This is a genomic window from Streptomyces sp. NPDC008137, assembly GCF_042957035.1.
In the GTDB taxonomy this organism is placed as follows: Bacteria; Actinomycetota; Actinomycetes; order Streptomycetales; family Streptomycetaceae; genus Streptomyces.
Window position 1 is genome coordinate 196,627 of the sequence record NZ_JBIBHN010000004.1, and the last position, 15,207, is coordinate 211,833.

10 protein-coding genes are annotated in these 15,207 nt (G+C 71.8%); 9 read left to right on the forward strand and 1 reads right to left on the reverse strand.

The genetic code is table 11. The annotated features are described in order from the left end of the window. Position 1: 1 nt before the first annotated feature. From ACFZBT_RS09035 to ACFZBT_RS09055, 5 genes are read left to right on the forward strand one after another with little or no spacing between them, the layout of a single operon-like run. Positions 2–958 (forward strand): ABC transporter permease subunit, encoded by a 957-nt coding sequence (locus ACFZBT_RS09035; protein ID WP_391100274.1) that lies wholly within the window; start codon positions 2–4, stop codon positions 956–958. Next, on the forward strand, positions 955–1,839 hold the full coding sequence (locus ACFZBT_RS09040; protein ID WP_391100276.1) for an ABC transporter permease subunit: 885 nt from the start codon (positions 955–957) through the stop codon (positions 1,837–1,839). Before ACFZBT_RS09035 ends, ACFZBT_RS09040 begins: the two co-directional genes overlap by 4 nt. Next, the gene (locus tag ACFZBT_RS09045) at positions 1,839–3,587 is read left to right on the forward strand and encodes a dipeptide ABC transporter ATP-binding protein (protein WP_391100278.1); all 1,749 of its coding nucleotides are present in this window, start codon (positions 1,839–1,841) and stop codon (positions 3,585–3,587) included. The genes ACFZBT_RS09040 and ACFZBT_RS09045 overlap by 1 nt, the downstream gene beginning before the upstream one ends. After that, positions 3,584–5,590 carry a CocE/NonD family hydrolase gene (locus ACFZBT_RS09050; RefSeq protein WP_391100281.1) on the forward strand — a complete coding sequence of 669 codons (2,007 nt, stop codon included), beginning with the start codon at positions 3,584–3,586 and terminating at the stop codon, positions 5,588–5,590. Before ACFZBT_RS09045 ends, ACFZBT_RS09050 begins: the two co-directional genes overlap by 4 nt. Continuing rightward, positions 5,557–6,255: a TetR family transcriptional regulator C-terminal domain-containing protein gene (locus ACFZBT_RS09055; protein ID WP_391100284.1), complete on the forward strand. Its 699-nt coding sequence runs from the start codon at positions 5,557–5,559 to the stop codon at positions 6,253–6,255. Before ACFZBT_RS09050 ends, ACFZBT_RS09055 begins: the two co-directional genes overlap by 34 nt. On the opposite strand, the gene ACFZBT_RS09060 is transcribed toward ACFZBT_RS09055, so the two are convergent. Further along, a complete protein-coding gene (locus tag ACFZBT_RS09060; RefSeq protein WP_391100287.1) occupies positions 6,218–7,837 on the reverse strand; it encodes a family 43 glycosylhydrolase in 1,620 nt (539 codons plus the stop codon). The genes ACFZBT_RS09055 and ACFZBT_RS09060 overlap by 38 nt on opposite strands. 209 nt (positions 7,838–8,046) lie before the next feature. On the opposite strand from ACFZBT_RS09060, the gene ACFZBT_RS09065 reads away from it, so the two are divergent. The 4 genes from ACFZBT_RS09065 (at position 8,047) to ACFZBT_RS09080 (ending at position 15,198) form a co-directional block, all read left to right on the forward strand. After that, complete coding sequence (locus ACFZBT_RS09065; protein ID WP_391100290.1) at positions 8,047–11,307, forward strand: discoidin domain-containing protein; 3,261 nt, start codon at positions 8,047–8,049, stop codon at positions 11,305–11,307. After that, a complete protein-coding gene (locus ACFZBT_RS09070; RefSeq protein WP_391100292.1) occupies positions 11,304–12,800 on the forward strand; it encodes a family 43 glycosylhydrolase in 1,497 nt (498 codons plus the stop codon). Before ACFZBT_RS09065 ends, ACFZBT_RS09070 begins: the two co-directional genes overlap by 4 nt. 77 nt (positions 12,801–12,877) lie before the next feature. Beyond that, positions 12,878–14,614 (forward strand): enoyl-CoA hydratase-related protein, encoded by a 1,737-nt coding sequence (locus ACFZBT_RS09075; protein WP_391100294.1) that lies wholly within the window; start codon positions 12,878–12,880, stop codon positions 14,612–14,614. After that, positions 14,611–15,198 (forward strand): hydrogenase maturation protease, encoded by a 588-nt coding sequence (locus tag ACFZBT_RS09080; RefSeq protein ID WP_391100297.1) that lies wholly within the window; start codon positions 14,611–14,613, stop codon positions 15,196–15,198. Before ACFZBT_RS09075 ends, ACFZBT_RS09080 begins: the two co-directional genes overlap by 4 nt. The last annotated feature ends 9 nt before the right edge of the window (positions 15,199–15,207 follow it).

The window sequence follows — 15,207 nt, forward strand, 5'->3', positions numbered from 1 at the left end:
CATGCTCTCCTTCGTCGCCCGCCGGATCGCGGCCGCGCTCGGCACGCTCCTGCTCTCCTCGCTGCTGGTGTTCCTCGCCGTCCAGGCCCTGCCCGGGGACGTCGCCACCCAGGTCCTCGGCAAGGACGCGACCCCGCAGGCGGTGGCGGAACTGCGCGGCAGCCTCGGCCTCGACCGGCCCGCCTTCGAACGCTACGGCGACTGGATGTGGGGCGCCCTGCACGGCGACTTCGGCACGTCCCTCGTCTCCACGCAGGCGGTCGGCGGTGAGGTCGCCCAGTACCTGGGCAACTCGGCGCTGATCGCCGGCATCACGATCCTGTTCGCCGTGACCGGCTCGCTGCTGCTCGGCATCCTCGCCGGGCTCTACCGCGACCGCTGGCCCGACCACCTCATCTCGACGGTCAGTCTCGTCGGCATGAGCGTCCCCGAGTTCGTCGTGGCCACCGTCCTCGTGCTGTGCTTCTCGGTCGCGCTGCCGTGGTTCCCCGCGGTCGTCCTCTACGGCCCCGACGCCACGGTCGGCCAGCTCCTTCCGGCCGTGTGGCTGCCGGCCCTCGCCCTCGCGGTGGTGATGGCCGCCTACATCGTCCGCATGGCCCGCACCTCGGTGATCGACGTGATGGCGAGCGAGTATGTGACCACCGCCCGCCTCAAGGGCCTGTCCACCTGGCGGGTCGTCACCCGGCACGCCCTGCCCAGCGCCCTGCTGCCGGTCCTGCACGTGATCGCGCTCAACGTGGCCTGGCTGCTGGGCGGCGTCGCCGTCGTCGAGAACGTCTTCAACTACCCGGGCATCGGCAAGCTGATGCTCTCCTCGGTGCAGAACCGGGACCTGCCCGTCATCCAGGCCATCGCCCTGATCAGCGCCGTCGTCTACGTCGCGTGCAACCTCGCCGCCGACCTCGGCGCCATGGCCCTCGATCCCAGGCTCCGCACCCGAGGGAGGACCCGATGACCACGCTCGACACCGTCCGGGCCGACGCCCCGGCCCCGCGCGCCGCCCGAGCGTGGCGCACCCTGCGCTCCTCGCGCGCGGCCGTCGTGGGGCTCGCGATCGTCGCCGTCCACGTCGTGATCGCCCTGCTCGCCCCCCTGCTCACCTCCTACGACCCGATCGCGGGCGACGCCTCGCAGGCCCTGCTCGGTCCGGGCGCGGACCACTGGGCGGGCACCGACCAGTACGGCCGCGACGTCCTCGCGCGTGTCCTGTACGGCGGCCGGTACGCGCTCGGGGTGTCCGTCGCCGCCACGGTCGTGAGCGTCGCCCTCGGCACGGTCATCGGCTGCGCCACGGCGCTGCGCGGCGGCTGGTTCGACGACCTGATCGGACGGGTGCTGGACGCCGTACTGGCCGTTCCGGCGGTGCTGGCGCTGCTCGTGGTCGTGACCGCCCTCGGCACCGGACCGGCGGTCATCGTCCTCGCCGTCGCCGTCGTGTTCGTCCCGCAGGTGGTGCGGGTGGTGCGCGGGGCCGCCCTGGCTGTGGTGCCCGCCGACTACGTCACCGCCGCCCGGGCCCGCGGGGAGGGCACCTGGTCGATCCTGCGCCGGGAGGTCCTGCCGAACATCGTCGACGTGGTGTGCGTCGAGTTCGCGATGCGTGCCTCCTGGGTCGTGCTGCTGATCTCCTCGCTGTCCTTCCTGGGCTTCGGCGCCGACCCGCCGACTCCCGACTGGGGCCTGATGGTCGCCGAGAACCGCACCGCCATCACCGTCGTGCCGATGGCGAGCGTCGCGCCGATCATCGCCCTGGCCACGCTCGTGATCGGACTCAACCTCGCGGCCGACGGCCTCTCCAAGGCCTGGGGCGTCGACCGGATCAGGGAGGGCCTGTGATGACCCCGCTCGTCTCCGTGGACTCCCTGTCCGTGGCGTACCGCTCCGGCGGCCGTCGGATCTCCGTCGTGCACGAGGTGTCGGTCGAGGCCGCAGCGGGCCGGACGCTCGCGCTGGTCGGCGAGTCCGGCAGCGGCAAGTCGACCCTCGCCGCGGCCCTGCTCGGACATCTGCGGCACGGCTCCCAGGTCACCGGCGGCTCGGTGACGGTGAACGGCCGGGACGTCTTCGCCCTGTCCGCGCCCGAGCTGCGGCGGCTGCGCGGCCGGACGGTCGCCATGGTCGCCCAGAACGCGGGCCAGGCGCTGACCCCCTCGATGCGCGTCGGCCGGCAGATAGCGGAGGCGGGCGGCGACATTCCCGTCACCGACCTGCTCGAGCAGGTCCGGCTGCCGAGCCCCGCCGAGCTGGCCCGCCGCTATCCGCACGAGCTGTCCGGCGGCCAGCAGCAGCGCGTCGCCCTCGCCATGGCCATCGCCGCCCGCCCCAGGGTGCTGGTCCTCGACGAGCCGACGACCGGCCTGGACGTCGTCACCCAGCGGGGCGTGCTGGACCTGATCGCCGAGCTGCGTGACGAACTGGGCCTGGCGGCCGTGCTGGTGAGCCATGATCTGGGTGTCGTCGCGCACCTGGCCGACGAGGTGTGCGTGCTCAAGTCGGGCCGGGTGGTGGAGTCGGCGCCCACGCGGCAGTTGTTCGCGCTGCCCCGGGAGCCGTACACGAAGCGGCTGCTGGCGAGCGTGCCGCGACTGGACGACGCCGGTCTCGCCCTCGTGCGGGAGACCGGCGAGCGCGAGACACGGCCCCGGGCCGTGGTGCCCGAGGACGCGCCGGTCGCCGTCTCGGCCCGGGACGTCACCGTCGCCTACGGCAGCTCCCGTGCCGTGGACGGCGTCTCCTTCGAGGTCCGGCGCGGTGAGGTCCTGGCCCTCGTCGGCGAGTCGGGCAGCGGCAAGTCCACGCTGGCCTGGACCCTCGCCGGGCTGCGCACCCCGTCCGGCGGCGCCATGACCCACGAGTCGGGCGATCTGAGCCGGCCCGCGCAGCGGCGGCCGATGTCCCTGCGGCGGCGGGTGCAGCTGGTCTTCCAGAACGCGGACACCTCGCTCAACCCCCGGCGCTCGGTGGGCGACGCCATCCGGCGCCCGCTGCGGTTCTTCGGCACGGCCCGCGGCCGGGCGGAGTCGGCCGAGCGCGCCCGGCGGCTCATCGCAGACGTACGCCTGGACCCGGCCTTCGCCGACCGGCTGCCCGCCCAGCTCTCCGGCGGCCAACGACAGCGCATAGGCATCGCACGGGCGCTGGCGGGCGAGCCGGACGTCCTCATCGCCGACGAGATCACCACCGCGCTGGACGTCTCCGTCCAGGCCGACGTGCTGCACCTGGTCGACGACCTGCGCCGGGAACGCGACCTGGCCTGTCTGTTCATCAGCCACGATCTGGCCGTCGTCAGGGGCATCGCGGACCGTGTCGTCGTCCTGCGGGGCGGTGTCGTGGTCGAGGAGGGCCCGACGGAAGCCGTCTTCTCGGATCCCCGGCACCCCTACACGCGCCAGTTGATGGCGGCCGCCCTCGAACCCGACCCCGACGCCCGGCCGCCGGTGGAGGCGGCCCCCGACTGGACCGACGCCGCCCGGGAGGGCGAGGTGTGGACCGACCACGGCGACGGCCACCGCGTGCGCCGCTGGCGGCCCGCCGGCACCCCCGACGACAACCCGACCGCTCCCGTCGCAGAAGGAGTTTCGTGAAGTACCGCGACCGGTTCGAACGCCAGATCGTCCGCGAGGACGTGTGGATACCCACCCGGGACGGCAGAACCCGCCTGCACGCCCGGATCTGGCGCCCGGCCGACGCCGAGTCGGACCCCGTCCCCGCGCTGCTCGAGTACCTGCCGTACCGCAAGAGCGACTGGACCGCCCCGCGCGACGCCCAGCGCCACCCCTGGTACGCCGGTCACGGCTACGCCTCCGTCCGGGTCGACGTCCGCGGCCACGGCGACAGCGAGGGCACGCCCGGCGACGAGTACGACGCCCAGGAACTCGCGGACGGCGTGGACGTCGTCAACTGGCTCGCCGCACAGCCCTGGTGCACCGGCAGGGTCGGCATGTTCGGCATCTCCTGGGGCGGCTTCAACTCGCTCCAGATCGCCGCTCTCGCCCCCGAGCCGCTCAAGGCGGTCGTGACGGTGTGCTCCACCGACGACCGCTACGACAACGACGTGCACTACACGGGCGGTGCCGTCCTCGGCATCGACATGCTCGCGTGGGCCGGGACCATGCTCGCCTTCGCCGCACGCCCACCGGACCCGGCGAACGTGGGCGCGGACCGCTGGCTGCCCATGTGGCGCGAGCGTCTCGACACCCTCGAGCCCTTCCTGCACACCTGGCTGGAGCACCAGCAGCGGGACGACTACTGGCGGCACGGCAGCGTCTGCGAGGACTACACGGCGATCGACGCGGCCGTCCTCGCGGTCGGCGGCTGGAACGACCCGTACCGGGACACCGTGCTGCGGCTCGTGGAGCACCTTCCCGGCGAACGGGTGCGGGGGATCATCGGCCCCTGGTCGCACCAGTACCCCGACCGCGGGCTGCCGCCCGGCCCGGCCATCGGATTCCTCCAGGAGACGCTGCGCTGGTGGGACCAGCACCTCAAGGGCGTCGACACGGGCGTCATGGCGGAGCCGCTGCTGCGCGCCTGGCTCAACGACCCGGTTCCGCCCTCCCCGTCGCACGAGGAGATGCCCGGCCGCTGGGTGAGCGACGCCGAGTGGCCGAGCCCCGACGTCACCTGGGACTCCCGTCCGCTCGGCGAGAGCCGCGAGCCGGTCGTGGTGCGCTCTCCGCTGCACACCGGGCTCGACGCCGGCCGCTTCTTCCCGTTCGGCAACGCCGCCGACCTGCCGCCCGACCAGCGCGAGGAGGACGGCAGGTCCGTCTGCTTCGACTCCGCGCCCCTGGAGCAGCGGGTGGAGATCCTCGGCCGGCCGCGGGTCCGGCTCCGCCTCGACAGCGACACCCCGCGGGCCCATGTCATCGCCCGCGTGTGCGACGTCGCTCCCGACGGCTCGTCCACGCTCGTCACCCGGGGCGTGCTCAACCTGCTCAGCAGGAAGGGCCGCGAACACGCCGTCGAGTGGACTCCGGGGACGTACGAGGACGTCGAGTTCGACCTCAACGGCATCGGCTACGCCTTCCCGCCCGGCCACCGCGTCCGGGTCGCCGTCTCCGACGCGTACTGGCCCTGGGTGTGGCCGCACGGCGAACGCGGGGCGCTGCACGTCGTCCCGGCCGGCAGCGCGGTCCTGCTGCCCGTGCGCGAGGCCGCCGACGAGGCCTCCGTCCGCTTCGAGGAACCGGAGCAGGCCGTACCGATGCCGGTCATCTACGACACGCCCGCCGCCCCCCGCCCCGAGCGACTGGTCACGCACGACGTCGCCAAGGGCGAGTGGACCCTGGACGTCGACCCCGGATACGGCGGGTCGAGGACGTACCCGGACGGGCTGCGCTACGAGGAGAGCGCCCGCGAGACGTACACCATCCGCACCGACGACCCGCTGTCGGCGCGAGGCGTCTCCGAGTGGCGCGTCCGGCTGCGGCGCGGCGACGACTGGGACGCTGAGATCATGGCCCGGACCGAGCTGCGCGCCACGGCCGCGGAGTTCGTCATGGACAGCCGTATCGAGGCACGGGGGAACGGAGAGACAGTGGCCGAGCGCGCATGGCACCGCACCACCCCGAGGACGTCGGGATGACGGCCGCCGAGCAGCCGCGGCAGGGCGCGAAGGGCCCGCGCCGTGCCGTCGCCGCCCGCGACCGGACCCGGCAGCCCACCGAGGTGCGGCGGCGTCTCATCGTCGACGCGGCCGTCCCGCTGATCGCCGAGCGCGGCTACAAGTCGGTCGGCGTGCGCGACGTGGCGGCCGCGGCCGGGGTGTCCGTCGGCACGGTCACCTACCACTTCGACAGCGTGCAGGAGGTTTTGTCCGAGGCCATGGTGCTGCACATCGAGCAGTACTACGCGGCGCTCAGCGAGGCCGCCGAGCACGCGACCAGCGGGGCCGAGGCGCTGAGGCTGCTCGTCGACGCGCTGTTCACTGAGGACACCGACCGGCACTGGCGGATGTGGTTCGACTTCTGGCACGTGGGCGAGCAGAGCACGGACGAGACCTTCGCCCGGGGGCAGGCCGACCGGTACGCGGCCTGGCACCGGCAGATCCGCGCCCTGGCCGAACGGGGCGTCGCCGACGGCGAGTTCACCGGTGACGACCTCGACGGCTTCACGGCCCGCTTCGCCGCCCTCGCCGACGGTCTCGCCCTGCAACGCCTGCGCCAGGCACCTCCCCTGACCACGCAGGAAGCACGGCACCACCTCAACCGGTTCATCGAACGGGAGCTGGTTCCCCGGCCAGGTACGTGACCTGGTCGAAGTCGGCGGGATGCCCGCCCCCGGTGAGGTCCCAGGCCCACAGTCCGACGAACGCGCCGGTGAAGCCGAGGGATCGGATCTGGCCGTCCTCGATGTGCTCGGCGTGCTCGTCGGACAGGACCGTCGCGTCGAGGGCGGGGCCGAAGGGCTTCCACCCCCGGCCGGTGTCGTACCGGAAGCGCAGGTCTCCCCCGTCGAAGTCGAGGCCGAGCCGCAGTCGTGCGGTGCCGCCGAGCGGCGCCTCACCTGCTTCGTCGACGCTGAGCGCACCCCGGTCGCAGCTCGCGACGCGCAGGACGGTCTGATCGGCGTCGTCCACGGTGACGTACAGGTAGTACCAGTTGCGGGTGTTGTAGTAGGCGGTGATCCCGGCCAGGTGCTGGAAGGTCCGGGGCCGGTACTCCATCGTCGCCTCGAACGAGCAGCGGGCCGCAGTCACCCGTCGGGCCACCAGGCTGGGTTCGACCAGGCTCTGCGGCGACCGGCCGCCGCGAAGCCGCAGGTGGGACGGGCGTTCGGTGAGCGAGACCCAGTCGGGGGTCGCGGGGCGGCGCAGTGTCGACCACTGGGGGCCCAGGGCCGGGCCGTCGAATCCGTCGGTGTCGTCCTCGTGACCTTTCCCGAAGGAGGCGGCGCCGACCGGCACCTCCAGGGCGGGCAGGCCGGTCTCGACGCGCGGCCAGCCGTCGGCGGTCCAGGTCACGGGTGCCAATGCCGTCTCCCGGCCCAGGACGCACGGTCCGCGCCGCCCGAGAGGCCGGGCCACGAGGTAGGCCAGGTACCAGCCGCCGTCGCCGGTCGCCACCAGGCTGCCGTGCCCGGCCTTCTGCAAGGGCAGGTCGGGGTGCTCGCGGGCGGTGAGGAGGGGGCCGCCGGGGTCGCGTGTGTAGGGGCCCGCCAGGGTGCGCGAGCGGGAGACGGTGACCTGGTGGTCGTAGCCCGTGCCGCCGTCCGCGGTGAGCAGGTAGTACCAGTCGCCACGGCGGTAGAGGTTCGGGCCCTCGATCCAGCCGGCCTGCGGTGGCAGCTCGATCCGCTCGGCGTCGCCGGTCAGGCGGCGTTCGGCACGGTCGTAGCGCCGGGCCTCCAGACCCGCCGAACCGCCGTGGCCGGGGCGCCAGTCGTGGACCAGGTTCAGCAGTCGGCTGTCGGGACCGTCGTGGAAGAGGGAGGCGTCGAAGCCCCGGGCGTGCAGCGGTACCGGATCCGACCAGGGGCCCTCGACGGAGGGGGCGGTGATCAGGTAATTGGGGCAGTCGGTGAAGCCGCCGGCGTACGTGGAGACGTTGCTGTAGACGAGGTGGAACAGGCCGTCGGCGTGGGTGAGGCTGGGCGCCCACACGCCACCGGAGTCCGGGCACCCGGTCAGGTCGAGCAGGCGGGTGCCGTCGAGGGCGCCGCCGAGGGGGCGCCAGTGCACCAGGTCCGTGGAGTGGTGCAGTCGTACGCCCGGGTACCACTCGAACGTCGACGTGGCCAGGTAGAAGTCCGGCCCCACGCGGAGGATCGACGGGTCCGGGTGGGACCCGGGCAGCACCGGGTTGCGGATGACGCCGGCCGGCCGGTTTCGCATGCGATGTCCCCTCGTGACGCCCGCTCCGGCGTGCGCCGGGTGATCACCGCAGGACCGTAATGTCGAATACGTTCGCGAGCAACGTCCGCCTGAAAGGTTTTCCAACTGGAGTCGCTCGCGACACTATTGACACTTCGTCAGCTCGCTCCTACGTTGCGAAAACCTTTCAGGTCGTTTCCGTGCTCTGCAGGTCCGGACAGGGAGCTCCGATGAGAAGACCGCAGATCCTCCTGGCCGCACTGGTACTCGCCGTCTGCTGCGTCGTCCCCGCCACCCCGGCCGCGGCGGCGCAGACCATCAGTTTCCCCAGTTTCAGCGGTCCCGCGATCCCCGCCCCGCCCGTCGCCCACACGTCGGGCGACATGATGCGGGCGATCTACGACGAGGAGAGTTCGGGGACCGACTTCTGGATGGACCGTCTGCTCGCCCGCTCGGGCAACGACCCGGCCGGGCCCTGGCTGATGAGCCGGGGGCGCGCGCTGTTCATGAAGGAGCACGACCCCGCCCGGTTCGGCTTCGGCGGCAAGGTCGCCTACTGGGAGAACATCAACGGCAACAGCGCCTACACCGTCGCGCTCAGCCCTGGGACCTTCACCGAACAGGTCGCGCAGCGCCGGCAGACGCCCAGCCACTGGAAGAGCGTGCACACCAGCGGCTCGGTCACGGTCGACCAGACGAAGTTCATCACGGACAACAACGTGGCCGTGACCAACCTGTCGATCAAGAACAACGGCTCGTCCTCCACCACGCTCCAGTTGCGGGCGACGTCGCCCTACGCCACTTCGGGCAGCGGCAGCGAGCTGACCGGGCAGGTCAACGCCTACAACAACCTGACGGCACTCCGCCCCCGGCTGACCGGTGACGGGTTCACCGTGTCCAGCGGCGGACTCAACCGGTCCGTGACGGTCGCGGCCGGTGCCACGGTGACCGCGAAGGTCGTGATGGGCTTCGTCACCGACGAGATCCCCGAGTCGCGGAGCGAGTACGACGCCTACGCGGGCTACTCGGCCGCGACCGCGTTCGCCACCCATGTCCGGGCCTACAACCGGTGGTGGGCGCAGAACGTGCCGTACATCGACGTGCCCGAGCCCGCGATCAAGAAGAACATCTACTACCGCTGGTGGCTGATGCGCTTCAACCACCTGGACGCCGACATCCCCGGGCAGACCTTCCAGTTCCCGACCTCGACGGAGGGCGTCCTCGGCTACAACAACGCCATCGCGCTCACCCAGCCGATGCACATCGACGATCTGAAGTACCTGCGCGACCCGTCCTACGCCTACGGGGACTGGCTGAGCGTCGGCCAGACCTCCAAGGGCGGCCGGTTCCTGGACAACCCCGGGGACCCGGAGAACTGGTCCAACAGCTACACGCAGTACATCGCCGAGGCGGCGTGGAAGAGCTACCAGATCCACGGGGGCCAGCCGGCGATCGCGGCGAGCCTCGCCCGCTACGCCGAGGGTGACGTCAAGGGCCAGCTCGCGCACTACGACCGGGACAACAACAAGCTCATCGAGTACGACTGGGGCGCCTTGACCGGCAACGACGCCGACGCCGTCTCCTTCCACTGGAAGCCGGGCAACATGGACCGCGCCGAGTCCGCCTACCAGTACAGCGGCGCCCTCGCCGCCGCACAGGCCTACGAGGCGACCGGCAACACGGCGAAGGCGACCGAGATGCGCACCCTCGCCAACCAGATCAAGGACGCCATCGTCAACGTCCTGTGGAACCCGGGCCGGCAGCTGTTCGAGCACCGGCTGAAGTCGACCAACGAGTGGGTGCCCTGGAAGGAGATCAACAACTACTACCCGTTCTCGGTCGGCGCCGTCCCCGACACGGCGACGTACAAGCAGGCGCTGCGGCTGTTCGACGACCCGGCGCAGTATCCGGTCTTCCCCTTCTACACGGCCAACCAGGTCGACAAGAAGGCGGCGGCCGAGGCCGGGGAGCCGGGCTCCAACAACTTCTCGACCATCAACTCCACCGTGCAGTTCCGGCTGTACTCCTCAGTGCTGCGCAACTACTCCAACTCCTGGATGACTGCCACCGACTACAAGAAGCTCTTGTACTGGAACACCTGGGCGCAGTACGTCGGCGGCAACACCCAGTGGCCGGACGCGAACGAGTTCTGGGCCGACTGGAACGGCAGCAGCATCGACTACCGCTCGTGGATCCACCACAACATCCTGGGCAGCAGCAACTGGACGGTGATCGAGGACGTGGCGGGGCTGCGGCCGCGCGGCGACGCCAAGGTGGAGCTCTCCCCCATCGACATCGGCTGGTCCCACTTCACGGTCAACAACCTGCGCTACCGCGGCGCCGATCTGTCGATCGTCTGGGACGACCCGGCCGACGGCGTGGTGCGCTACCCCGGCATCCCGGAGGGCTACTCGATCTACGTCAACGGCACCCGGGCCGCGACCGTCAGCACCCTGGTGCCCTTCACCTGGGACCCGGCCACCGGCGAGGTCACCACGAAGGGCACGGTCACCCACCGCGCGGCCGTCCCCGGGCTCAAGGCCCCCAACCAGGTCGTGCAGGACAGTCCCCGCATGGTCGACATGCTCGCCAAGGCCGGTGTCGACCTGACCGGCGACCCGGCCAACCTCGCCTCCGGGGCGACCGCGTCCGCCTCCCACACCGGGTCGGGCGGCGCCGTCTCGGGCGCGGTCGACGGGCTCCCCACCAACGAGCCGTTCTGGGGCGCGGGCGGCTCCTCCAACAGCCAGGACTGGTACGAGCTGAACCTCGGTACACCTCGGACGCTCAACGAGGTACGCCTGTACTTCAAGGACAGCCGCCCGGCGAGCGGCACCTACCGAGCGCCTTCGTCGTACACCATCCAGTACCACAACGGCACTTCCTGGGTGGACGCCGGCGGACAGACCAAGAGCCCGGCCGTGCCCCGTGCCAACTACAACCTGGTGCGGTTCCCCGCGATCAGCGCCCAGCGCATCCGGGTTCTGGCGACCAACGCCTCCGGGGCGAAGACCGGCCTCACCGAGATCAAGGTCCACCACCGGGGCGGCGCCCACTCACCCGCCAACCTGGCGACGTCGGCCACCGCGTCCGCCTCGTACACCTCCTCCTGGGAGAGCGTCACCGCGATCAACGACGGGGTCGACCCTCCCTCGTCCAACGACACCGTCAACACCCGCTGGGGCACCTGGCCGGAGAGCGGGCAGCAGTGGGCCGAGCTGACCTGGCCGTCGGCGAAGACGCTGAACCGGGCCGAGGTCTACTTCTTCGACGACGACCAGGGCATCGACATGCCCGCCTCCTGGAAGCTCCAGTACTGGAACGGCAGCGCCTACGTCGATGTGCCCGGCGCGAGCGGCTACCCGGTGGCGAAGAACCAGTACAACGCGGTCACGTTCACCGCGACGAACACCACGCGGCTGCGTGTGCAGCTCACCAGCAACGGCACCGACTCCGTCGGCCTCCTCGAAGCGAAGGTGTACGGCCCGTGACCCGTTTCAGATGTCTGTCGGCGCTCATCGGCGTCCTCACCATGATGGCCGCCTTCCTGGCGGCGCCGCAGCCCGCTGCCGCCGCCGTCGCGTTCACGTCGACGGGGGTGAACCAGCACGGCGGCAACTGCCTGGATCTGCCGGGCGGTTCGTCGGCGAACGGGACGCAGTTGCGTGCGTTCACGTGCGGTTCCGGCGCGAACCAGAGCTTCCGCTTCACGCCGGTCCCTGGATCCGGCTCGGGTGACACGTACACGATCACCACGCAGTCCGGGCAGTGCGTCGACGTCTCCGGCGCGTCCACCGCGGACAACGCCACCGTCATCCAGTGGCCCTGCCACGGCGGCACCAACCAGCAGTGGCGGCTGGCGGCCGCGAGCGGCGACGACAAGGCCTTCAACCTGGTCTCCACGGCCTCGGGCAAGTGCGTGACGCCGAGCGGGGGTTCGTCGGCGTCGAACACCGGCCTGGTGCAGCTGCCGTGCTCCGCCGGGAACGGCAGGGTGTGGCGGCTGTCCGGCTTCACCGGCGGCGGCACGAGCCCGGGCACCTTCACCAACCCGATCGCCCAGCGCGGCCCCGACCCCTGGCTGACCTACCACGACGGCTACTACTACCTGGCGACCACGACCTGGAACTCGACGGTCACCATGCGCGAGTCCCGCACGCTGGGAGGCCTCTCCACGGCCACGGAACAAGTGATCTTCAATCTGACCAGGCCCAACGGGGCGGGCACGATGTGGGCCCCGGAGTTCCATCTGCTCGACGGCCCGAACGGCAAGCGGTGGTACTTCTACTACACGGCCGGGCGGGAGCCCTTCGACCTGGGCACCCAGCGGATCCATGTCCTGGAGAGCGCGGGACTCGACCCGATGGGCCCGTACACCTTCAAGGCCGACCTGCTCGACCCGTCGCAGGACAACACCTGGGAGCTGGACCCGGGCATCCTCCAGCTGAACGGGAAGCTGTATCTGCTCGGCACCTTCTACAACGGCTCGCAGCCGATGTTCATCCGGCCGCTGTCCGACCCGTGGACCGCGAGCGGCACGCGCCGGATCCTCTCCACCCCCACGTACGGCTGGGAGACGGTGGGCGGCGCGGTCAACGAGGGCGCCGAGGTCCTCCAGCGGAACGGGAAGACCTTCATCGTCTACTCCGCCAGCCACTGCTCCACGCCCGACTACAAGCTGGGCATGCTCACGTACAACGGCGGCGATCCGCTCAGCTCCTCCTCCTGGGTCAAGTCACCGAACCCGGTGTTCCAGCGGTCCAACGCCAACGGGGTGTACGGCCCCGGCCACAACGGCTTCTTCAAGTCGCCGGACGGTACGGAGGACTGGATGGTGTACCACGCCAACAGTTCCGCGGGCGGGGGCTGCGACATGAACCGCTCGACCCGGGCACAGAAATTCACCTGGAACGCCGACGGGACGCCGAACTTCGGCACCCCGGTGGGCCTGGGCGTCCCGCTGACCGCACCGTCGGGAGAGTAGCCCGGAAGCGGGCGAGGGCCGCGAAACGCCGCGGTGGTCCTTCTCGGCCCTCGTCCGAACGGCGAGCATGCCATGTCATGGACATCTTGCTCGTCGTCAGCGCGTTCAACAGCCTCTCCCAGCGTGTGTACGCGGAACTGTCGGATGAGGGGCACCGGGTCGACGTCGTCCTCGCCTCGCACGGCGCCGACGCGGTCCGGGCCGCCGTGCGGGAGGTGCGCCCGGACCTGGTCGTCGCCCCGATGCTGAAGTCGGCCCTGCCGGAGGACGTCTGGCAGGAGCACACCTGCCTGATCGTGCACCCGGGGCCGCCGGGCGACCGGGGCCCGTCGTCGCTGGACTGGGCGATCGCCGAGGGGGCCTCCGAGTGGGGCGTGACGGTGCTTCAGGCCGAGGCGGCGATGGACGCGGGCGACATCTGGGCGGACGAGTCCTTCGCCGTGCCGCCGGCGGGCAAGAGCAGCACGTACCGGGGCGAGGTCGCCGACGCCGCGACGGCCGCGGTCCTCCAGGCCGTGCGGCGGTATGCCGACGGCTCGTACAAACCGCGCCCGCAGAGCGAGCCCGGGATCCACGTGGTGTGGCGGGACTTCTTCCGCCAGGAGCAGCGGCGGATCGACTGGGAGCGGGACGGCACGGAGACGGTGCTGCGCAAGCTCCGCGGGGCCGACTCACAGCCCGGCGTCCGGGACGAGATCTGCGGCCGGGAGGTGTTCCTGCACGGGGGGCACCCCGAGGACCGGCTGCGGGGGGAGCCCGGGGAGCTGCTCGCGACCAGGTCCGGCGCGGTCTGCCGGGCCACCCGGGACGGCGCGGTGTGGATCCCGGAGCTGCGCCCCCGCAAGAGCTCCGGCGATCCGGCGCCGTTCCGCCGCCCGGCGGCTTCGGTCCTGGCCGGCTTCCCGGCCCCGCCCGGATCCCACGGCATGCCGATCTCGAGCGACCGACCGCACTGGCTGCCCGAGATCGCCGCCCCGCTCGAACTGCCCCCGGACCGCACCACCTGGACCGACATCCGCTACCGGCAGCAGGGTGAGATCGGCTTCGTGACCTTCTCGTTCCCGGGCGGGGCGATGAGCACCACCCACTGCCGCAGGCTGCTCGCCGCCTACCGGTACGCGCTCAGCCGCCCCACCTCGGTGCTGGTGCTCGGCGGCGCCCGCGACTTCTTCTCCAACGGCATCCATCTCAACGTCATCGAGGCGTCGAGCGACCCGGCGGGCGAGTCCTGGTCCAACCTCAACGCCATGAACGACCTGGTCGAGGCCGTGCTGCGCACCACCGACCGGCTGGTGGTGGCGGCGCTCGGCGGCAACGCGGCGGCCGGCGGTGTCATGCTCGCCCTGGCCGCGGACGAGGTCTGGTGCCGCACGGGCAGCGTGCTCAACCCGCACTACCGCACCATGGGCCTGTACGGCTCCGAGTACTGGACGTACTCGCTGCCGCGCCGCGTGGGGGCCGAGACCGCCGAGCGGCTGACGGCCGAGGCGCTGCCGGTGAGCGCCGCGACAGCTGAGCGGATCGGGCTGGTGGACCGTCTGGTGCCCGCCCGGCCGGAGGAGTTCACACCCGAGGTCGAGCGACTGGCCGCCGCGCTCGCCGACGACCCGGATCTCGCGGACCGGATCACCGCGAAGACCACGGCTCGTCACGCGGACGAGCTGCAGCGCCCCCTCGCCGAATACCGGCGTACCGAACTCGCCCGGATGCGCGCGATCCTCTTCGACCGGAACGCCCCGTACCACGCGCTGCGATCCGCCTTCGTCCGCAAGCTACCGGCCGGCTCCCCGAGGCCCCTGGCAGGCGCGCGATGAGGGCCCGGCTGCTCGTCGCCGGGGTCGGCAACATCTTCCTCGCGGACGACGCCTTCGGCCCCGAGGTGATCCGCGCCCTGGAGCGGCACCCGCTGCCGCCCGAGGTGCGGGTGCGGGACTTCGGCATCCGCGGGATGGATCTGGCGTACGAGCTGCTCGACGGCTACGACACGGCCGTCCTGGTCGACGCGGCGGTGCGGGGACACGAGCCGGGCACCCTGTCGCTGGTCGAGCCGGACCTGCCGGACGGCGCCTCGGCGGGCGCCCCGCCCGAGGCACACGGGATGGACCCGGCGAAGGTCCTCGCCCTCGCCGCCCACCTGGGCGACGAGCCGCTGCCGCGTGTCCTCGTCCTCGCCTGCGAGCCCGAGCTGCGGGCACCCGCCGACGAGGACATCGCGCCGGGCATCAGCGCGACGGTGCGCGAGGCGGTCGGGCGGGCCGTCGCGGCACTGCACACGATGGTCCCGGAGCTGCTCGCGGACCCGACTGCCACGCCCCCGTTGAGCCGCCCGGACGAATCCACCGCCCTGTCGTCGGCCGGGCTGCCGGGCACGGTGAGCGGCGGCGCGGAGGATCGGTAGCGGACTGAT